Source organism: Finegoldia sp. P1-F-LS (genome assembly GCF_052932205.1).
Genome location: NZ_JBRFJH010000003.1, coordinates 192,909 through 213,454 on the forward strand (window position 1 = coordinate 192,909; position 20,546 = coordinate 213,454).

Here is a 20,546-nt window from a genome sequence, read left to right on the forward strand (position 1 = left end):
AATAGCAAACACTCATGCACTTTTAGCGCGAGTGTTTGTTTTTTTATATCTCATTTTACACAAAACAAAAAGGACCGTTCGCACAGCCCTATTTATTTTCTAATTTTAATGCTAATTTTTTCTTGATGGATTCCATCAAATCGTAATCGTCCTTGTATCCTCCAGAAATTTCTCGAGTTGGTTCATTGTATGCCAAATCACTGATTTCTCCTGTAAAATCTTTTACCAAATCTAAGACATAATCTCGTCCCAATTTGGATTCACAATATCTCAAAAACGAATAATCGTAATTACCATACATTAATTGCTTCAAGCGCAAACTAATTTCTGGCACTCCAGCTTTTCCTGGATAAACGAAGAACATATCCCCGCACGCCCACACATCTGGTCTGTAACGAAAATCGTCGCTATCAGGAAATAGACAATAATTCCATCTCAAAAATCCCTTCATATCGAATAAGTAAGTCATGTATCCTACCAATCTCGATTCCATCAAAGGACTTCTTACAAACTGATTCAAATTATATGGCGTCCAGCAAACATACCATGTCATGTCTTGAAAATTAGCTTCAGCGGCCATTTTCAAATCGCCATTTTGAACCCTAATATATTGATCCAAAATAATAGAAAAGTTTTCTGTATCGCCAGTAAAATCTTCGTAAAATTCTCCATCCATTATAGCGTACTTGATTTTGACATCTTCGCGGATTTCTCTTAACAAATCTTCACATTCACACACATCTGTAGTGTTTTTTGGTTGATCTGCCATTACTCGTGTAATACTCCACAAATTTTTTTCAATCAAATGATTAAAAATCTGTTCAATGTAATCCGCATACATTTCTTTATTTCTAATAAATGTAAACTTGCCCGAATCCTTGTCGTACACACGAACTTTTATTGGTTCACAGAAATCTTTTAAAATTACAGAAAAATCCTTCCTGTCCCAATTCCCAATCAAACCGAAAATATCTATCTCGTCGCACATTCCAACTTTTTGACAAATCTCAATGTATCTATCAAAGTTTGTAAAATCCAATTTTAATTTGCCGTTTTCTATGAAGCAACCTAAAATATTGTATTCGTACAAGCTAGATTGATTATCATATATCATTCTGCATGTTTGACCTGCCCATGAATAATCGCTGACAATCACATCGCAAACTTTTTGGCCAGCCTTTGCAAGTGGCTTCATGAAGTTTTCTATAATTTTGAAATGCTCATCAGAATAATATTCAACATCGTAAACCCTCGCAAGAGATGACAAATGTTGCCACAAATCAAGATAAAAAATATTTTCTTGTGGCATTTCTACATTTGAAACTTCAAGCATAAAACTTTTCTCATAAACAAGCTCTTCATCATTAAATGAGCTAGTTTTTAAAATTCTAATATTAACTTCATGACTTCCTGATCTTTCTGATTTTAAATCAAGCCACAAATTGTTGAAGCCTTTTGGAAGATATCCAGATCTTTTATTTAAAATTGCATCTTTTTTGTAACACAAATCATCATCTAGAACATCTTTTTCAAAACTAAGTTTACAATCGCAATCAGAATTGACTTCGATTCGATACATCTCAACTACGCCTTCCCAAGGAAGAGTCATTACTTTATCAAGGTTTATCCATGTTTTTTGTTGAAGCTCTAGTTCAACTTGAACAGCAGTCTCTTCGTTTTTCAAGGCAAATTTTTCATTTATCTCATCGCAATTATTCTTAGAGATTCCGATTTGTCTGACTGTTGAAGGTATAAATCTAATCATTAACCTTTCACCCCTTGTGAAACCATTGATTTAATCAAATATTTTTGAATCATAAAGAACAATATAAATGGTGGAAGTGTAGCTACAACGCTAGCTGCCATTTGAGTTTCCCAAGTTGTTTTGTACAAATCTTGGAAATCTGTAAGTGCCAATGATATTGTTCTAAGTTCTGGAGAAGTTATAAATGATTTCGCATAAATCAAATCTCCCCATGCAGCTATAAATGCAAACAATCCTGCAGTTATGATTCCTGGAAAACATAAAGGAAGTAATACATCTTTTATTCCTCGTAATCTGTTTGCCCCATCCATCCAAGATGCTTCTTCATAATCTATAGGAATTTGTGAAAAATACGAGTGCAACAACCATACAGTCATTGGCAAACAAGATGTTGTCGTTGCTATAATCAAAGACAATTTTGTGTCTAATAAATTGAAATTCCTAAAAATAATATACATAGCATTGACTATGATTACGGAACTAAACATTTGTGTCACAAGAATTATATTCATGAATGCATTTTTGCCTTTAAAATCAAATCTCGTAACAGAATAAGCTGCCAATGATCCTATTAAAATACAAATCAACATCGTAATTACAGAAATTTGTAAACTGTTGAAAAATTCTCTGAGAATTGATTTGTCACCGGACAAAACATTTGTGTAATTTTCGAAATGAAAACTATTGAAGAATTTCGGCGGCCAAGTTATTAGTTCGTTGTATGTTTTCAATGATGAGTTTACCAAAATCACTATTGGAAATAGCAACAAAATTACAATAATAGTTAGTATAATTGTGCTTTTTACATTCTTTTTATTTCTCATTTAACATACTCCTTGAATAAATAAAAGTCATTAGCGACAAAATAACTACTACAATCATTGTCAACGCAGAACTTGCACCTATGTTGAATCTACTGAAAGCTTCTTGGTAAATTTTGATTATCAAAGTTTCTGTAGATCTCATTGGTCCACCTTGTGTCAATACATAAATTACATTGAATGAATTAAACGTCCAAATAGTTACTAAAATCAAAATTGTAACAAATGTTTGTCTGATTCCCGGCAATGTAATGTCGAAGAATTGTCTTGTTTTGTTCGCTCCGTCTATTTCACTTGCTTCATACAAAGATGTCGGAATTTGTTCCAACGCTGCCAAAAACATCATTGATACAAAAGATATTCCTAACCATGCATCTACAAATGCCGCACAGTATAACGCAATATTAGGATCTGATAAAAATAAAATTGGACTTTTAGTAATTCCTAATTTCATAAAGAAGTAGTTAATATAACCGTATCTTCCATCTAATATCCATTTCCACAATGTTGACACTGCAACTTGAGGAATAGCCCAAGGAATTAGAACTAAAAATCTAAATTGTTTTTTAGCAAAAATATTACTAGATAATAAATACGCAAGTAAAAAACCTAGAAATATTTTCAAAAATACTGTTATAACTGTGTATTTCACAGTTACTGATAAACTTTTATAGAATTGTGGATCATTAAAAATAGATTTGTAATTCGCCAATCCTATAAAATCTGAACTACCTGTAAGTAAATTAACTTTATTGAAAGAGTTAATAAACGTCAACACCATAGGATAGCCATATAGAATTATTACTACCAAAAAGCATGGTAGTAATAATAAATATGGTAACATTTTTGATTTTTTCATTTTACTTTGCTAATTCTTTTTGACAATTATCCAAAGCTTCTTGTGGAGATAATTGACCAGTCATAGCTTTTTGTACTGCAATTGTGAAGCTCTTGTTGAAATCATCCCAGTTTGGTACTTGTGGTTCTGGTGTACCAAATTCCATGATGTCTTTCATTGGTTTGTTGAATTCATCATCATATTTTGGATCTTCAGCTTCTTTGTGAAGAATTGGGAACCAACCATAAGCTGCAGTTATGATTTTTTGATTTTCCAATTTGCCCATGAATTTAATAAATTCAAAAGCTTCTTTTTTGTGTTCAGAAATTGAACTCATTGTATAAGAGTCAGTTACAATTGTAACTCCCTTTTGTTTTCCTTCTGGTAACATTGCAACTTTGTAAGGAGTTTTATCCTTGCCTTTGTCCATTGTTTCTTTTTCCCAACCACCAGAAATGTACATTGCTAAGTCGTTGTTAACAAACATTTTTGATTGGTCATTTCTTGTTGTAGATACTGGATCTGGAACGTATGCTGCTAATTTTTTGAAGAATTCTAATGTTTCTACGTTTTCTTTTGAATTGATAACAAAGTTACCATTTTCGTCAACGATTTTACCACCGTTTTGGTAAATGAAGTTAAGAATTTCATCAGTACCACTAGTTAAATCTGTAGGAATTGCAAATCCCTTCATATTTCCCTTAGTGTTTTCTTTTGCTACGTTTAATAATTCTTCCCAGTTCTTTGGAGCTTCTTTAATCAAATCTGATCTGTAGAATAATCCTCTTGAAGATAATGCCATTGGAATACCAAATTGTTTTCCAGAAACTTTACCTGTGTTCAATACGTTTTCAATGTAGTCTGCTTTTTGTTCGTCAGTCATCATTGAAGACATATCTTCCAAGATACCATTTTCAGAGAATTGTCTCAAAGATCTTGAACCTAAAAGCATAATATCAGGAGCTTTTTTTGCTTGGTATAATTGAACTACTTTTGAGTTTAATTCTTCCCAACCAGCACTGATAACTTCAACTTTGATGTTTGGATTTTCTTTTTCAAATCTTCCAATAGCATCTGTGAATTGTTCTTTTAGATATCCTTGATCATATCCTGGAACTAACATGTGAATTGTTACTACTTCTTCTTTTTTGTTTTCGTCTTTTTTTGCATCTTTTGAATTATCAGCTGCTTTATTTCCACAAGCTGACAAGAATAGTACGAATACTAAAAGAATTGCCAAAAATTTTTTCTTCATAATATAAAACCTCCAATTTATATATTATATTTCAATTTGATTTTACCACAACCAAATTTAAATCTCTATGAAAAAATTCATTTATAGGATATTTCTATAAATGAATTAGTATTTTAAAATTTTTTAATGCTATAATGTAAATAAAGGAGTTGGACATGGGAAATAATAAAATTGAATTAAAAAATGTTTACAAATCTTACGACGGTGAAAATTACAGCGTAAAAGATTTTAATCTTACAATGAATGACGGAGAATTTATAGTTTTCGTTGGACCTTCAGGTTGTGGCAAGACTACAACATTGAGAATGATTGCAGGACTTGAAGATATTACCAAAGGAGACCTTATAATTGACGGAAAGCGTATGAACGATGTTTCTCCACAAGACAGAGATTTGGCGATGGTTTTTCAAAATTATGCATTGTATCCTCACATGACAATTTATGAAAATATTGCATATCCTTTGAAACTTAGAAAAATCGATAAACAAGAAATCGATAAATCTGTAAAAGACGCGGCTGAAATTCTTGGCATCACTCACCTATTAGAAAAAAAACCTAGCATGCTTTCTGGTGGTGAAAAACAAAGAGTTGCATTAGGTAGATGTATAGTTCGTCATCCACATGCTTTCTTGATGGATGAACCATTAAGTAACTTGGATTTCAAATTGAGATTGAAGATGAGAACTGAAATCTCGAATTTACAATCAAAATTACATAAAACATTTATTTATGTAACACACGACCAAGCAGAAGCATTGACAATGGGAGACAAAATTGTCGTAATGAAAAAAGGAGAAATCCTTCAAGTAGGAAATGGCGACGAAATCTACAACAATCCAAACTGTAAATTCGTTGCGGATTTCATTGGATCTGCACCAACTAATTTCGTAAAAGTTGATGGTGATTTGACTGTTGGCGATAACACTTACAAATTCGCTCACCCAAAACCATTTTACATGTCATTTAGACCAGAAAAGGCATCACCATATGAAAAAGACGGATTCAAATTTGATTTGACATTAAGTGCCATAGAAAACTTAGGTTCTGAACAATATTTGTATGGTTCTCTTCTTGAAAATAGCATCGTAATAAAAGATTTCGAAAACAAAGATTATAAAGTTGGAGAATCTTACACATTCTACGTAGACAAAAATGATTTGTTGTTCTTTGATTTTGAAACAGAAAAAAGAGTCGAAAACGAAATGACAATTTAGCATAAAAATTTGAGGGCTGTGTAGCCCTCTTTTTTAGTGCGAATATTCAACGCTCATGAACCAGCATCTAGACTATAATATTCGTGCATGAGCGTTAATACTTTATACCACAGTTTTTTAATTAAACGAATTTATCACATCAAACATCGGAATTGTGATGGATATTACGATAAATCCAACGATTATTGCCATGAAGATTATAAGCATTGGCTCTAATATGCTAATGAATGATTTAATTGCATATTCCACTTCCCCGTCGTAAAATTCAGATAATTTCTCGAAAATATCTCCTAATTCTCCAGTATTTTCTGCAACTTTTAACATTGAATTGAACACTTGTGGCGTTATTTTTCTTTTATTGAAGGCTTCTTCAAGTGTAAATTCTCCAGATTCTATTTCTTTGAAAATGTCAGAAAGTTCTTGTTTGTAGTATTTGTTTTTCATGGATTTTTGAATTATGATCAATCCATCAAGAATTGTCATGGAGTTTTTGTGAGTTATGCTTAAACTTCTCGCAATTTCAGATGAGATTACGATTTGTCTTTGTTTTCCAAAAATCGGATTTGTCGTTTTGAATTTGTCCAGGTAATATCCAAATTTTGTTTTTCGATAAGCTATGATAAGTCCCACAATTATTAGAACTAAAAAAATTAAAATCAATAATCCTTTTTCGTTAATTGCATTTGATACTGAAATTAGAATTCTTGTAGACAGAGGTAGCACCATGTCAGAGCTTTCAAACAAATCCACGAATGTTGGAATGACGTTTTTGAGCATAAATATCAACATTACAATTCCCGTAACAGTCAAAATAATAGGATAAATCATTGCATTTTGAATTTTTTTGTTGATATCGTAGGTTCTCTCGTAGTATTTGCTCAAATCGTAGACCACTTTGTCAAGCCTTCCACTTTCTTCTCCGAGTTTCATCATCGATGTAAAAAACATGTCGAAATTTTTGTCGCCACAGAAACTTTCCGACACGCTCATCCCGTTATTCAAATTCTCAGAAACTTTGTCCAAGCTGGGTTTTAATTGTTTGAATTCTTTTTGTTCCTTGAGTAGATTGATTATTTCTATGATTGGAATCTTCGCATTCAAAAGAATTGAAAATTGTCTCAAAAACAAAAACAGTTTTTTCTTGGAAGCCTTGAAGTTTATTTCTTTTTTTAATACACTGTCTTCTTTTAATAAACTGTCAATCTTCATTATACAACCTCATCGCTTCATCAAATGAAGTGTTTCCAAGAGCTACTTGAATTAGTGCTTTTTTGAATAAACTGTCGATGTTATTTTCTTCTCCGTATTTTTTCAATGATTTCAAATTCATATCTTTTTTGATTAAACTTCTCAGATCATCGTCGATTTTTAATATTTGCATGACAGCCATTCTCCCATCGTAACCCAAACTGCATTCATCGCAATTTCCTGGCTCGTAAATTTCAGTTGGATTTAACCCGTTTGATCTAAAAATTTCCATTTGTTCAGAGGTTGGTGTGACTTTTTTCTTACAATGAGGGCACAATTTTCTGACCAATCTTTGTGCGATGACAACTTTAAGTGATGCTCTTATCATGTAATCTTCAATTCCCATATCCATCAGTCTAATTATCGATTGATAGCAGTCGTCAGTGTGAATTGTGGAGTATACTTTGTGGCCTGTGATTGACGCTCTGATTGCAAGCTTGGAAGTTTCCAAATCTCTGATTTCTCCGACCATTATTACGGAAGGGTCTTGTCTAAGTACAAACTTCAACGTATTGTCAAATCTCAAGCCAATTTTTTCGTTAATTTGAATTTGATTGATCCCAAAAATATTGTACTCAACTGGATTTTCAATTGTGATAATATTTTTATCGATTGTATTTTCTTGTTCTAACATTGTGTAAAGTGTTGTGGTCTTACCGCTACCTGTCGGCCCACAAATAAGCACCATACCATTTTCAAATTTCGTAAATCCTTCTATCATTTTTTGTTCATTTTCAGAAATTCCGAGATTCTGCATACCGATTTTAAAAGATTCTGGATTCAAAATTCTAATAACGCATTTTTGCCCGTGAATTGTATTGATAATGCTAATTCTAAGATCTATCTTGGAATTTTCGTAAGTATATGTAATTCTTCCGTCTTGTGGAAGCCTCTTTTCTGCAATATCAAGCTCGCTCATTATTTTAATTCTAGTAATTATCTTTGAATGCATGCTCTTGTCAACAGTTTTGTATTCCACCAAACTTCCGTTGATTCGAAATCTAATCCTGACATTTTCTTCAAATGGTTCAATGTGAATATCGCTAGAATTTTTTTTGATTGCATCATCAATTATAGAATTTACAAATAAAATATTATCGTTGATTTCCATTGTTGTCTCCTTGTATATACAATAAAAAACAAATAAAATTTGGAAACAAATTTAAACTTTCCTTTATTTGTTTCCAATAATCACTTTATAGATATCATCCTTCAAATTTATAGTATAATTATATCAAAATGGTAAGGAGAATCATATGAAAAACAAGAAAAATTTGACATTTGAAAATATATTTAACATAATACTGATTTGCTGTATGATTTTTATAATAGTATTATGGGGGAAGCATTTTCCTTTAATGAAATATAGAGGATATAAAAAATTATATCAATACATGGATATTCAAAAAATACCTAAAAAAGATATTAAAGATATTAAATCTTACAAGGATATAAAATTTGACGGATATTTTTATTATGTTTACTTAAAAGATTATCCTAATTATACTCTATGTTATGAGTATACCAGAGATGGGAATTTTTTTCTTGCAGTAGAAAAAGAGATAAATGGAATTAATAATATGTTAGACGAAAATGAATTGAAAAATTTCAAATACAAACCTCTTCCTGACAATTGGGAGGATATTAAAAAATAGAAAAAGTGGCATGATTATGCCACTTTTTTATATATTGTTTACACCAATAATCTGCCACCTTGAGTGTACAAATTATAATAATATCCTTTTTGTTCCATTAATTGTTGGTGCGTTCCGCGTTCGATTATTCCTTCTTCTGTCAACACCAAAATCAAATCTGCGTTTTGAACAGTTGTAAGTCTGTGGGCAATCGTAAGTGAACTTCTTCCTTTCGCCAAGTTTTCCAACGATTTTTGAACGATAAACTCGCTCTTGTTATCAAGCGCTGAAGTCGCTTCGTCTAATATCAAAATCGGTGGATTTTTCAAGAAAACTCTCGCAATTGAAATTCTTTGTTTTTGACCACCAGATAGCATTACTCCACGTTCTCCAACATAAGTGTCAAATCCATTTTCCAAGTTCATTATAAAATCGTACGCTCCGGCTGCTTTTGCTGCATCGATTATTTCTTGTTCTGTCGCATCTGGTTTTCCGTACAAAATATTTTCTCTGACAGTTCCGCTGAACAAATACACATCTTGTTGAACCATTCCGATGTTTGAACGAAGTGATTGAAGTTTGATTTTGCGAACGTCAATTCCTTCTACTAAAATCTCTCCGTCTTCCACATCGTAAAATCTAGGAATCAAATTACACAACGTCGTTTTTCCTCCACCCGAAGGCCCAACCAACGCGACTTTTTGTCCAGGATTTATTGTGAATGAAATATTGTTCAACACATTTTCATTGTTGTTATTGTACTTGAAGCTTACATTTTTTATTTCGATTTTACCTTTGACATTTTCCAAATCAACAGCATCTTCGTCATCGAAAATCTCGATATCTTGATCCATTATTTCTGTAAATCTTTCGATACCAGTCATTCCACGTTGAAATTGTTCTGTAAATTCTACAATTCTTCTCACAGTTGTAAGTAACGTTTGAACGTATAGGATAAATGCCACGATGTCACCGCTACTCATTTTCCCTTCTACAAGGAAAAGTCCTCCAAATAAAACCACTATAATGTACATTATTCCATCGAATGCTTTTGTTATCGTGTTAAATCCAGCCATTGATGAGTAAGTTTCTGATTTTATATCCAAGAATTTCTTGTTACCTTTTTGGAATTTTTCGATTTCTACATCTTCATTTGCGAATGATTTTACAACTTTAACTCCTAGCAAACTGTCCTCGATATCTGCATTCAACACTCCGATATGACGTTTTTGCTCTTTGAACCCTTTTCTCATTCTTCTGTTGTATTTTGATGCAAATACAATCATAAGTGGAATCGATAAAAATAAAATCACTGTCAACAATGTGTTCAATCTAACTAAAATAGCAAATGAAACTATTATTTTGATAAGTCCAATGAAATATTCTTCTGGACAGTGATGTGAAAATTCCGTAATATCGAACAAATCCGATGTGATTCTCGCCATAATTTGTCCGACTTTTGTTTCGTTAAAATACGAATCGGAAAGTTTTTGCAAATGTTGGAATACATCGTATCTCATGTCTGTTTCAATCTTTGCACCCATTATGTGACCGGTTTTTGTCATGTAGAATCCTGCGAACAAATCAATTATCTTCATAATCAAAAGAAGACCAGCCATTCTAAAAATCATTTCTCGTGTCAAAGTGTATGTTCCAAGTCCTGCATTTGTCAGTCTTCTCAAAATCATCGGCAACACCATATCTGTAAGTGTCGTAAGCGCCGCGCAGAACAAATCAAACATCAGAATAAATTTGTATTTTTTAAAATAAGGCATTACCCTTTTTATCAGATTAAGATTTCTTTTCATGCTTCTTTCCTTTCTTTAAAATTAATCAATACAACAATTATAGCACATTATTTTTTTTAAAAACAAACCGCCACGATGAAATTAAATTTCAAAATGGCGGTCAATTTATTTTGCCGATAATTTCTTCATTAATATTGTAATCGCGAAAAATCCTACCAATATTAAAATGTAAATAAAAATATTTAGAGCGAACAAATTTTGCTTTACAGGTCCCGAAAAAATCGAAAAATACGAAAATAAAACAATTCCAATCGCTGATATCGCAATCAAAATGTATCGGAATGTATTGTCGTGAAATCTCTTTTCTTTTCTGGAAATTATAATAGGTGTCGCAATTACAGCAGCAAACATCGTCAAATAAAGTATAACTGCTGACACTGAAATTTGTTTAAATTCCAATCCCAAGAAATTTCTGATTAGATTTGTAACAAGTCCCACCGAAGTTATCAACAAAAAGTAATACACAAGCTCCACTAATTTATTCACTATATTCACATTCGAAAAATCTTCGATGTAGTTGTTGACCTTTCGAAGTTCTGATTTGTACAATTCTTCTGTAGGAATTGCGTTATTTTTTTGCAACTGCATCAAATCAATATCTAACAGTTTTTCACACTCACTAAACGTCTTAAAATACAGGTTTCTCGTCTTTAAATTTATCAATATTCTTTGTTTTATATCAAAAAAATCTTCATCCAATTTCATCAGTTTTCACCTCTCATATATAATACCATAAAAAAACTATAAATTATTCAATTGATATTCAAAAATTATTCACGAAAAATTATCCCAAATTGTTGGTAAGTTTTTGTGGATAATTGTGGATAATGTGGATAACTTTGTGGATATCTTGAAATAAGCCAATTTTTTTCCACAAAATATCTTAAATTTTTGTGGAAAATAATTGTATAACTTATGCGAAATTTATGTTCGATAAATTTATTTAACACTAAGTTAATAAATATAATCGAACTTTCAAAATACTTACATTAAAATTCAATCTATTTACAATCTATTACTTTTCCTAAAGTATATCGTAGTAGCTGGTTATGCTATAATTATCTTAATATATAAATGAAGGAGAGTTATATGAAATATTTTGATTACGATTCATTCAAAGACTTTACATTTATTTCAAAGTTAAACGCTTTAAAAAATTCAGACAATATTTTCTGTGTTACAACCACAGCTAATATAGAAGACAACAAATACGATTCAAATTTACGCAAAATAGGAAACAATAAAAACTTCACGAGTTCCAACAAAGACTCTTCATTTTTTGAATTGAATGATGGAGATTTATTGATAAATAGAAATTCAGATAATGAAAAAGCCTCTGATATATCATCCTTCTACAGACTTCCTATCAACGGAGGAGAAGCTGTAAAGGAATTCGATATCGATTTGAAAAACGTTGAAATTCTTTTCGAATTAGAAGATTCTTTTATCGTAAAATATGAATTCGATAGACATAATGAAATGAATAAAATCACTGAAGAAGAAAAAAACGAAGATGTCGAAGTGTTAACAGAACTTCCATACTTTGAAAATGCTGTTGGTTTTACTGACAAGAAAAGAACTAGACTTGCAAGATATTTCCCAAGCATCGACAAGATGGATATATTAACAGACGAATTTTCAAACATCTCATCTGTCGACATTTCCGATGACAAATCAAAACTTGTTTTCGTGAGAAATTCATACGAAAATGTAATGAAAATAGAAGATGAATTAGTGGAATACGATTTGAAATCTGGCGATGAATCTGTAATTTTGCAAGGTTTTATGATAATGTCTGTAAAATATTTCAACGGCGATATAATAATTCTAGCAACAGATGGAAAAGAGCACGGACTCAACCAAGACTGTGAAATCTACAAAGTTGTTGATAATAAAACTACTAAACTCAACGAAAATCACTACTGCTTGTACAATTCCATTGGTTGTGATTTGAAATATTCGTCTGGTAGTCAAATCGAAAAAACTGACGACTACATGTATTTTGTGATCTTGGAAGGATATGGCAGTTCGATTTTGAGAATGGATAAGAATTACAAATTCGATAAAATTTTCTCCACGAACAATTCTATCAATATGATATCTGTGAAAAACGATGAGGTTTACTACGTTTTGATATCTGAAAATCACGGACAAGAAGTCTACAAATTAAATGGAGAACAATTAACTCATTTGAATAATGACAACTATCATATCAGTAAGAAGGACAAGTTTACTTTTGAAAATGACGGACATTCATTCACAGGCTGGGTAATTTATCCAAAAGATTACGATGAAAATAAAAAATATCCGGGCGTTTTGTCCGTTCATGGTGGTCCAAAAACTGTTTTCGGTGAAGTTTTATTTCACGAAATGGAATTGTTGTCTGCCAAGGGATATTTCGTTTTCTACACAAATCCTCGAGGTAGTGATGGATACGGAAATGAATTTATGGACATAAGAGGAAAATATGGAGATGTGGATTATTCAGATTTGATGAAATTCACCGATATCGTTATGGACAAATATCCTATCGATAAATTGGGCTACACTGGTGGATCTTACGGTGGTTTCATGGCAAATTGGATGATGACCCACACTGACAGGTTCGATTGTTTTGTAAGTCAACGTTCAATTTCAAATTGGATTTCTTTCAGTTTGATTTCAGATATTGGATATTATTTTGGAACAGATCAAAACCACACATTAACAGTCTTGGATGATTACGATAAATTGTGGGACAAATCTCCACTAAAATACGCAAAGAACGCTCACACTCCAACTCTTTTCATTCACTCCACAAAAGATTACAGATGTCCTTTATCTGAAGGAATGCAAATGTTCCAAGCTTTGAAACTTAACAATACACAAAGTCGATTTGTGATGTTTTACGGAGAAAACCACGAGCTTTCACGTTCGGGAAAACCGAAAAACAGAATCAGAAGATTAAAAGAAATCTGCGATTGGTTTGATATTTATTTGAGGTAGATGATGAAAAAACAGAAAAAAGAAAAAAAGAATTTGTTCTTCAAAAAATTATTACAATCTATAAAAGATGACCAAATCCCATTATTGAGTGCACAGACAACTTACCATTTTATAATGAGCTTGGTGCCATTTCTAATTGTTTTATTGAATATCGTGCTGATGGTTGCCGCTAGCAAAATAGATTTGATTTTCAAATCTATGGAAGTTCTTCCCGATGAAACGAGAAATATTTTGATGACATTAGTCAACACGATTATAAACAACAGATCATCATCTGTGCTTTCAATCTCGTTGTTGGTGGCGTTGTGGTCAAGCTCCAAAGCTTTGAAATCACTTATCACAGCCATGAACAAAGCATTTGATGTAAGAAGCGAAAACGGATTTTTGAAAACACAATTAAAAAGCATTTTGTTCACAGTGGTACTGCTCTTATTGTTGATGGTAACATTGGTGTTTATCGCATTCGGTGGATTGATTTTGAATTTGATTGAACAATACATGAAAATACGAATACCATATTTCGCACAAATTTTCAGATATCTGATTCCAATTGTATCCATGATTTTTGGATTCACGTTGCTATACAAATTCGCACCGGATTTCGATTCAACAAGAAGCATCAAATGGAAATCCGCGATGCTCGGAGGTACAATTGCAACCATCGGATGGCTGTTGATTACACTGTTATACTCGTTCTACGTCTCCAACATCTCCAACATGTCATTGACATACGGACCATTGGTCGGCGTATTCGCACTTTTTGTGTGGATTAACCTATCTTCGCAAATAATATTGATTTCAGCAGAAATCACCGCCAACTACGACCAAGTAAAAAAAGGCGTTATCTATTCAACTTAGGATTAATGAAACAAAGTAGATTATAAGCTTTGATAATAATGCATTGAAACAAACCAAAAACATCGTAAACAAGCGAATCATTCGAAAAAAATTGTTCTAAATTCAAGCGAAATGAAACGTTAAAAAATTGCATTGTCTGAGCGTTAGCGAGTTTGCAATTTTAGTTTCATAAGCGATGAATTTATCAATTTTTGTAGACAGATGAGCGGTTTACGAGTTTTTGTGTTTTATTGTCTTGAAACTACCTCTTGCAATTCCATATTCTGTGAAATTTGCCAATAATAATTTTTTTAGTTCAATATGAACGCCAAATACAACCTGATAAAATCTTCTACATTTCTAGGGTCGAGTCCTGTGATGTCTCTGAGTTTATTCAATCTGTATTGAACAGTGTTTTTGTGCACGAACAAATCCTCTGCGCATTTTGTTATGCTTTGATTATTTGTCGCATAAATTTTTATCAAATCTTTGTAAATATTGTAATCTTCGTCGGAAATATCTTTCAACACGACTTCTTTGAATTTTTTTATTCTGTCCTTTTTGATACTTCCAAGCAAAATCCCCATATCCAACGTAGAATAATCCACAACACAGTCTTTTCTTTGCAAATTGTCCAACCAATCCAATGCAACCAGGCAGTTATCGTAATTTTTCTTAAATTCGTTGATTATTTTGAATGAACCACTAATACCAAAATACACTCTACTGTCTATAACGTCATGAATTTGGTTTCTAATTTTTTCCAATTTTTTCTTGATGATAATCTTGTCTACGTTGTTTGCTAGGATTACAATTTCTCCGTAAAATACGCTATATACGAAATTATTGGACAAATTATTCTCCAAAATTTTGTAAATTTGATCGGAATCTTTCAATAAAAATCTGTTGTCAGAATTTCTTCCGACGATTACGAATTTTTCGTCTTCTGTTTCTAAATATCTGTACAATCCGTAATCGTCCAACTCATTTATCAAGCTCTCAAATAAATACTTGTTCATGTCTTTTTTCTTGAGTCTGTTTTTCTCAACAAGTTGTTCTTTGACGAGTATTTCGGTCATTTTCTTAATGATGTTGCCGTATTTCATAACCTCGTCTTTATTTCCAGTAATCCCTATTACGGCGATAATTTCTCCGTCAATTGTAACAGGAATGTTAATCCCCTTCTTTGCTCCTACGTATTCTCTCTCATTATCCACAAAAATAGTTTTGTTTTGTACAACGCACTCCTTGGCAGCTTCATGATAAGTGCCGATTCTTTTTGAATTTGTGGAATAAATAATATATCCTTCTTGGTCGAAAAAGTTCAAATCGTAATCAATTACATCTTTTAATTTTTCGACTATCATTTTTGCTGTGTGATCAGAAATCCTCATTTGTTCTCCATAATAATTAATTTATTTACTCATTAGATATTGTTATTACATAAAACATACATTTGTGCAATCGTTTGTTATAAAATTTAGTTAGGAGGTTATTATGAATATATTAGTATTGATAGACTCTTTTAAAGGCAGTTTGAGTTCTTTGGAAGCAGGAGAAATCATCAAAAAAGCTTGTGAACAAGATCCTTCAAACAAAGTTACTGTCAGACCTGTTGCTGATGGCGGCGAAGGAACTATTGATTCATTAAAGGATATTAAAAACGCAAAAATAATCGAAGTTGATGTACATAATCCTTTGATGGAACATCACACAGCGAGATATTTAATAGTCGATGATAAGCTTGCAATCATGGAAATGAGTGAATCCAGTGGACTTACGCTTATAAAAGACAATTTGGATCCAATGAATGCTACGACATTTGGAGTTGGCGATATGATAAAGGATGCTTTGGATAAAAATATTCGCGAATTTATCATTGGAATCGGCGGTTCTGCAACAACAGATGGCGGCATGGGAATGCTTCGAAGTTTGGGCGTGAGATTTTTTGACGAGGATGGAATCGAAATTTCAAACGGCCCAATCGGAATTATCGATTTGGAAAAAATTGATATGGAACATTTCGATAAGAGATTAAAAGAATGTACATTCCAAATAGCTTGCGATGTCGACAATCCATTGTGTGGAGAACGTGGATCTGCGAGAGTATTTGCACCACAAAAAGGAGCAACTCCAGAACAAGTCGAAGAGTTAGATAAACTTTTGGGCAAATATCACCAAGTAACTAAAAAAGTTATCCCTGATGCAAATGATACCATCGAGGGAGCAGGTGCTGCTGGTGGTTTGGGTTACGCTTTTAAAAATTATTTAAATGCAGAATTAAAACCAGGAATCGAAATTATAATGGAAATGCTCGGTGCTGATGAGTTAATCAAAAATTCTGATTTGATTATCACTGGCGAAGGCAAGATGGATTTTCAAACTTCTATGGGCAAAACTCCAGTTGGAATTGCAAATGCAGCAAAGAAATACAACAAAAAAGTCATAGCTTTTTGTGGAGTTTGTGACAATGACGCAGTTTCCGTTAACGATAGAGGAATCGATGCGTTCTTCCCTATTTTAAATGGATGCATGAGCACTGACGAAGCTATGGATAAAAAAGTTTCAGAAGAAAATTTGTACAGAAGTGTTGACCAAGTAATGAAATTAATAAATTTATGGAGGTAGTATGAACAACGTAACATTCTCAACGATTGGAGCATTGATTGGCTTAGCGCTTTCAATTTTTCTAATCATCAAAAACTTCCACGCAACTTACGCACTTATCATTGGTGCTTTGATTGGTGGACTTATCGGTGGAGGCGGACTTGTTGGAACAGTGTCTGCCATGGTAAAAGGTTCTGAATCAATGATGAGTTCAGTTCTAAGAATTATGACAAGCGGTATTTTGGCAGGTTGTTTGGTTAAAACGGGTGCCGCAGAAAAAATCGCCGACACGATTATCAAAAAATTAGGCGAACAAAAAGCTTTAATTGCTATCGCGATTTCTACGATGATTATCTGCGCTGTCGGAGTTTTCATAGACATTTCAGTTATCACTTGTGCACCAATCGCCCTTGCTGTTGGTAAGAAATCAAATCTTTCTAAATCAAGCATTTTATTGGCTATGATTGGCGGTGGAAAAGCGGGCAACGTAATCAGCCCTAACCCAAACACTATTGCAACTGCTGAAGGATTCAAATTAAATCTTACATCATTGATGTATGTGAATATCATTCCTGCAATCTGCGCATTAATCGTAACAATTATTATTGCAATGGCTTTGGCAAAAAGAAAAACTGATGTAATTGATTCAAGTGATTTGGAATCTTCTGAAAGAACAAACTTACCAAGTTTCTTCGCATCAATTATAGGACCAATTACTGTAATTGTTTTATTAGCGCTTAGACCAATCGCGAAAATCACAATCGATCCATTGATTGCACTTCCATTGGGAGGATTCGTGTGCTTATTAGCTACAAAAGAAACTAAGAATACAAAAGAATATGTAAACTACGGTTTCTCAAAAATAATCGGCGTTTGCGCGCTATTAATTGGTACAGGAACAATTGCAGGAATTATCAAAAATTCTACATTACAAACAGATATGATCAATTTGATTACTGCATTTAATTTGCCAGCATTCATCCTTGCTCCAGTAGCAGGTATCTTATTAGGTGGTGCAACTGCAAGTACAACAGCAGGAAGTACAATTGCTTCCCAAACATTCGCCAAATCATTGATCGATGCAAATGTAACTGCACTAAATGCAGGTGCTATGGTTCATGCAGGTGCTACAGTTATCGACTCACTTCCTCACGGATCATTCTTCCACGCAACTGGTGGATCAGTTAAAATGTCTATCGCTGACAGATTGAAAATCATTCCTTACGAAGCAGCCGTAGGTTTGACTACTACAATCGCATCAGTATTAGTATATTTAATTACAAAATAATTTTTCTCAAAAAGGAAAGGCTATGAGCACACAACTCATAGCCTTATTTTATTTGTTGATATTATCATTGCCTTTTGGTTTTGCCAAGATAGAAATCACTATAAATACTACGCTAAATCCTAACATTATGAAAATATTCGGCAGAATTTTTGAGATTTCTGGATTTTCAACCAAAATTTCATTGTTTTTAATATAGTAAAATCCTGGGAAAATTCTACCTATTGTAAGAGCAGTTTTCCCTAGTAATTCTTGTGGAACAAATGCCCCACACAAAAACGACGATCCAAGCGAGACGATGTTCATTACTCCTTGAACTGTGTTAGAATTTTTGATTACATTGGATATCATCACAGCCATTGACACCACAGATATCGTGAATACAAACGAATTAAACATCATCAGATTGACGTGTGTTTTCGTAAAATCGTATTTGTACATTACGCAGAATAATATCATGTAAATTAACCAGAACACAAGTCCTGTGACGATATGACCGAGCATCAACTCCATATTAATTCTCGTTCTTGGACATGGCGATACGTTGTTTCTCATGAGAATTGGTTGTTTTTTATAGACCAATGCAATATTTGAAACGACCAATATTACTTGTGCAAGTAGTAGGTAATTTAAAAAGTTGAAGTAATATTTGGATTTGTCTTTTTTAGGATTTACACTTCCCTCTTTGATGCTTACATCGATTTTTTTATCCAAATCCTCATTCGCATTTTTAATCGCTTCATCTTCTGTAAATCCACTTTTTTCGTAGGAACTTACTTGGCTCAGATATATGTTTATTTTTTCTTTTATATCTAACCCATACGCATTATTTGGTGCAACTTTGTACAAAACTTCCCTCGTTTTATCGAAATCTTCGGGAATTATTACTGCTGCGTTGATTATTTCGTAGAAAAGTTTGTCGTCTACGATTTTTTCGTCCATCGTCCTTATCTTGGCGTTCTTGTTCAAATAATCGTACAGAGACTTGGAAAGTTTGGTGTTAGATTTATCTTGCACATAAATATTTACATCGACTGATTTGTAAGCTGTTTGATTTGTATTTTTCGTTGCAAAGCTCATCAATACGAAAAATATTATCGTGTACAAAAGTATAGGAGTTTTGTGTGCCCATGTGATTTTAAAATAATTTTTAAAGACTCTCATACTCTTTACCTCTCATGAAAAATAGTGACGCTACAACAAATACAACCGTAATTACCAAAAGATTTACAATATCTTTGTTGAATCTTGCCATCGAATCGTAATAATACAACGAATATACCGCATCTGTAACGACAGCTACAGGATTTATTTTATTGATAATTGGAAGTTTTTCTGCGATGATTACTTTCATCTCTGGAACCATCATTCCCGCTAAAAAAGACATCAGCATCGTCAACGCAATTCCCATTCCAATTTTGGTATCTAGACTTTTTTGGTTGGACACACCAATTAAGATGCCAAAAGCAACTCCACAAAAAGATGAAATACTTGCAAGTCCTATTATCGCCCCAATTCTATCTCCGAATTCAACTCCAAGTGCGTATTTCAAATATGCGATAAATAAAACTGTTATTGCAAAATTTATAATCCAACTGACAAGAACTGATGCAGAAAGCATAGTGCTTTTTTTGGTTGGAGAAACTGCGTTACGCTTTGCGTTTGTAGACAAGTTCGCTTCGTATTGGAAGCTAACGAAAAGTCCCCACATGTATCCGTAAATCGTCGTCATCCCTAAAAGCGTGTAGAAGAACACATTCACTGGATTCATATTTTTTCTTGAAACGTCTTTGATGTGATCGTCTACATTTAAAATTTTCCCGATATCAGCCGTCGGATTTTTCTGCATTATCTTAGTTATCATGGATACCTTTTGAGAATAGGAATTCATAATAGTTTCTACGATTGTCTCAGAAATTCCGGAGTTTTTCGTGTAAATTTTATCCCACGACTCAATGTAGGCTTTCACATTATCGTTCGTATTCAATATATCTTGGTTCTTTGATTCTACAACCTTGAAATATTTCTCATTCTCCATCTCATTCATGAAGTTTTTGAAATTGTCGTCTTGCATCAAAGTTTCATTAACAGCTACATCAATGGTTTTGAATTTGCTATTTTCATTGATATTTCCAAATGCTAATTTGAAGAAAATCCCCAAAATAATCGGAAACAACAACGCCCAAAAAAGCATCGCTCTTTGTCTCAAAAGCAACTTAAAAGTATTTTTAAATGAATGTAAAAACATA

17 protein-coding genes are annotated in these 20,546 nt (G+C 32.8%); 6 read left to right on the forward strand and 11 right to left on the reverse strand.

Going from position 1 to position 20,546, the window contains the following annotated elements; all coding sequences use genetic code 11:
- Positions 1-88 precede the first annotated feature (88 nt).
- Genes ACU68Y_RS04305 through ACU68Y_RS04320 form a run of 4 tightly spaced genes read right to left on the reverse strand, consistent with a single transcriptional unit; the run spans position 89 to position 4,679 of the window.
- Complete coding sequence (locus tag ACU68Y_RS04305; RefSeq protein ID WP_446755389.1) at positions 89-1,765, reverse strand: DUF4091 domain-containing protein; 1,677 nt, start codon at positions 1,763-1,765, stop codon at positions 89-91.
- Entirely contained in the window at positions 1,765-2,589 is an 825-nt protein-coding gene (locus tag ACU68Y_RS04310; RefSeq protein WP_446755390.1) for a carbohydrate ABC transporter permease, read from the reverse strand. Before ACU68Y_RS04310 ends, ACU68Y_RS04305 begins: the two co-directional genes overlap by 1 nt.
- Positions 2,579-3,445, reverse strand: coding sequence for a carbohydrate ABC transporter permease (locus ACU68Y_RS04315; protein ID WP_304140357.1), 867 nt, complete (start codon positions 3,443-3,445; stop codon positions 2,579-2,581). Before ACU68Y_RS04315 ends, ACU68Y_RS04310 begins: the two co-directional genes overlap by 11 nt.
- Before the next feature lies 1 nt (position 3,446).
- Positions 3,447-4,679 carry an extracellular solute-binding protein gene (locus tag ACU68Y_RS04320; RefSeq protein WP_446755391.1) on the reverse strand — a complete coding sequence of 411 codons (1,233 nt, stop codon included), beginning with the start codon at positions 4,677-4,679 and terminating at the stop codon, positions 3,447-3,449.
- Between the two features lie 155 nt (positions 4,680-4,834).
- On the opposite strand from ACU68Y_RS04320, the gene ACU68Y_RS04325 reads away from it, so the two are divergent.
- Positions 4,835-5,893, forward strand: a complete 1,059-nt coding sequence (locus ACU68Y_RS04325) for an ABC transporter ATP-binding protein (protein WP_446755392.1) — start codon at positions 4,835-4,837, stop codon at positions 5,891-5,893.
- Positions 5,894-6,010: 117 nt separating this feature from the next.
- Here the strand turns inward: ACU68Y_RS04325 and ACU68Y_RS04330 are convergent, their stop codons facing one another.
- The gene (locus tag ACU68Y_RS04330; protein ID WP_446755393.1) at positions 6,011-7,102 is read right to left on the reverse strand and encodes a type II secretion system F family protein; all 1,092 of its coding nucleotides are present in this window, start codon (positions 7,100-7,102) and stop codon (positions 6,011-6,013) included.
- Positions 7,092-8,252: a GspE/PulE family protein gene (locus ACU68Y_RS04335; RefSeq protein ID WP_446755394.1), complete on the reverse strand. Its 1,161-nt coding sequence runs from the start codon at positions 8,250-8,252 to the stop codon at positions 7,092-7,094. The genes ACU68Y_RS04330 and ACU68Y_RS04335 overlap by 11 nt, the downstream gene beginning before the upstream one ends.
- 145 nt (positions 8,253-8,397) lie before the next feature.
- On the opposite strand from ACU68Y_RS04335, the gene ACU68Y_RS04340 reads away from it, so the two are divergent.
- Positions 8,398-8,796 (forward strand): DUF3139 domain-containing protein, encoded by a 399-nt coding sequence (locus tag ACU68Y_RS04340; RefSeq protein ID WP_446755395.1) that lies wholly within the window; start codon positions 8,398-8,400, stop codon positions 8,794-8,796.
- Between the two features lie 38 nt (positions 8,797-8,834).
- Here ACU68Y_RS04340 and ACU68Y_RS04345 read toward each other — a convergent pair whose 3' ends face one another.
- Positions 8,835-10,583, reverse strand: a complete 1,749-nt coding sequence (locus ACU68Y_RS04345) for an ABC transporter ATP-binding protein (protein WP_446755396.1) — start codon at positions 10,581-10,583, stop codon at positions 8,835-8,837.
- A gap of 105 nt (positions 10,584-10,688) precedes the next feature.
- The gene (locus tag ACU68Y_RS04350) at positions 10,689-11,288 is read right to left on the reverse strand and encodes a hypothetical protein (protein WP_311433130.1); all 600 of its coding nucleotides are present in this window, start codon (positions 11,286-11,288) and stop codon (positions 10,689-10,691) included.
- A 384-nt stretch (positions 11,289-11,672) separates the two neighbouring features.
- On the opposite strand from ACU68Y_RS04350, the gene ACU68Y_RS04355 reads away from it, so the two are divergent.
- Together ACU68Y_RS04355 and ACU68Y_RS04360 are read left to right on the forward strand one after the other, a co-directional pair.
- Positions 11,673-13,568: an alpha/beta hydrolase family protein gene (locus ACU68Y_RS04355; protein WP_316450632.1), complete on the forward strand. Its 1,896-nt coding sequence runs from the start codon at positions 11,673-11,675 to the stop codon at positions 13,566-13,568.
- Positions 13,569-13,571: 3 nt separating this feature from the next.
- Positions 13,572-14,426 (forward strand): YihY/virulence factor BrkB family protein, encoded by an 855-nt coding sequence (locus ACU68Y_RS04360; protein WP_094225430.1) that lies wholly within the window; start codon positions 13,572-13,574, stop codon positions 14,424-14,426.
- 290 nt (positions 14,427-14,716) lie between these two features.
- Here ACU68Y_RS04360 and ACU68Y_RS04365 read toward each other — a convergent pair whose 3' ends face one another.
- The gene (locus ACU68Y_RS04365) at positions 14,717-15,799 is read right to left on the reverse strand and encodes a CdaR family transcriptional regulator (protein ID WP_002839811.1); all 1,083 of its coding nucleotides are present in this window, start codon (positions 15,797-15,799) and stop codon (positions 14,717-14,719) included.
- A gap of 103 nt (positions 15,800-15,902) precedes the next feature.
- Here ACU68Y_RS04365 and ACU68Y_RS04370 point away from each other — a divergent pair, with 103 nt between their 5' ends.
- Together ACU68Y_RS04370 and ACU68Y_RS04375 are read left to right on the forward strand one after the other, a co-directional pair.
- Positions 15,903-17,033 carry a glycerate kinase family protein gene (locus ACU68Y_RS04370; RefSeq protein WP_446755397.1) on the forward strand — a complete coding sequence of 377 codons (1,131 nt, stop codon included), beginning with the start codon at positions 15,903-15,905 and terminating at the stop codon, positions 17,031-17,033.
- Position 17,034: 1 nt separating this feature from the next.
- Positions 17,035-18,300 carry a GntP family permease gene (locus ACU68Y_RS04375; protein WP_002839822.1) on the forward strand — a complete coding sequence of 422 codons (1,266 nt, stop codon included), beginning with the start codon at positions 17,035-17,037 and terminating at the stop codon, positions 18,298-18,300.
- Between the two features lie 48 nt (positions 18,301-18,348).
- On the opposite strand, the gene ACU68Y_RS04380 is transcribed toward ACU68Y_RS04375, so the two are convergent.
- Positions 18,349-19,461, reverse strand: a complete 1,113-nt coding sequence (locus tag ACU68Y_RS04380; protein ID WP_446755398.1) for an ABC transporter permease — start codon at positions 19,459-19,461, stop codon at positions 18,349-18,351.
- On the reverse strand, positions 19,448-20,545 hold the full coding sequence (locus ACU68Y_RS04385; RefSeq protein WP_446755399.1) for an ABC transporter permease: 1,098 nt from the start codon (positions 20,543-20,545) through the stop codon (positions 19,448-19,450). The genes ACU68Y_RS04380 and ACU68Y_RS04385 overlap by 14 nt, the downstream gene beginning before the upstream one ends.
- Position 20,546 lies beyond the last annotated feature (1 nt).

Coding starts and splice junctions, on each gene's coding strand:
- ACU68Y_RS04355 (WP_316450632.1), top strand. CDS start 11,673: ATGAAATATTTTGATTACGATTCATTCAAAGACTTTACATTTATTTCA.
- ACU68Y_RS04365 (WP_002839811.1), bottom strand. CDS start 15,799: ATGAGGATTTCTGATCACACAGCAAAAATGATAGTCGAAAAATTAAAA.
- ACU68Y_RS04330 (WP_446755393.1), bottom strand. CDS start 7,102: ATGAAGATTGACAGTTTATTAAAAGAAGACAGTGTATTAAAAAAAGAA.
- ACU68Y_RS04320 (WP_446755391.1), bottom strand. CDS start 4,679: ATGAAGAAAAAATTTTTGGCAATTCTTTTAGTATTCGTACTATTCTTG.
- ACU68Y_RS04325 (WP_446755392.1), top strand. CDS start 4,835: ATGGGAAATAATAAAATTGAATTAAAAAATGTTTACAAATCTTACGAC.
- ACU68Y_RS04370 (WP_446755397.1), top strand. CDS start 15,903: ATGAATATATTAGTATTGATAGACTCTTTTAAAGGCAGTTTGAGTTCT.
- ACU68Y_RS04305 (WP_446755389.1), bottom strand. CDS start 1,765: ATGATTAGATTTATACCTTCAACAGTCAGACAAATCGGAATCTCTAAG.
- ACU68Y_RS04385 (WP_446755399.1), bottom strand. CDS start 20,545: ATGTTTTTACATTCATTTAAAAATACTTTTAAGTTGCTTTTGAGACAA.
- ACU68Y_RS04360 (WP_094225430.1), top strand. CDS start 13,572: ATGAAAAAACAGAAAAAAGAAAAAAAGAATTTGTTCTTCAAAAAATTA.
- ACU68Y_RS04380 (WP_446755398.1), bottom strand. CDS start 19,461: ATGAGAGTCTTTAAAAATTATTTTAAAATCACATGGGCACACAAAACT.
- ACU68Y_RS04310 (WP_446755390.1), bottom strand. CDS start 2,589: ATGAGAAATAAAAAGAATGTAAAAAGCACAATTATACTAACTATTATT.
- ACU68Y_RS04375 (WP_002839822.1), top strand. CDS start 17,035: ATGAACAACGTAACATTCTCAACGATTGGAGCATTGATTGGCTTAGCG.
- ACU68Y_RS04340 (WP_446755395.1), top strand. CDS start 8,398: ATGAAAAACAAGAAAAATTTGACATTTGAAAATATATTTAACATAATA.
- ACU68Y_RS04345 (WP_446755396.1), bottom strand. CDS start 10,583: ATGAAAAGAAATCTTAATCTGATAAAAAGGGTAATGCCTTATTTTAAA.
- ACU68Y_RS04315 (WP_304140357.1), bottom strand. CDS start 3,445: ATGAAAAAATCAAAAATGTTACCATATTTATTATTACTACCATGCTTT.
- ACU68Y_RS04335 (WP_446755394.1), bottom strand. CDS start 8,252: ATGGAAATCAACGATAATATTTTATTTGTAAATTCTATAATTGATGAT.
- ACU68Y_RS04350 (WP_311433130.1), bottom strand. CDS start 11,288: ATGAAATTGGATGAAGATTTTTTTGATATAAAACAAAGAATATTGATA.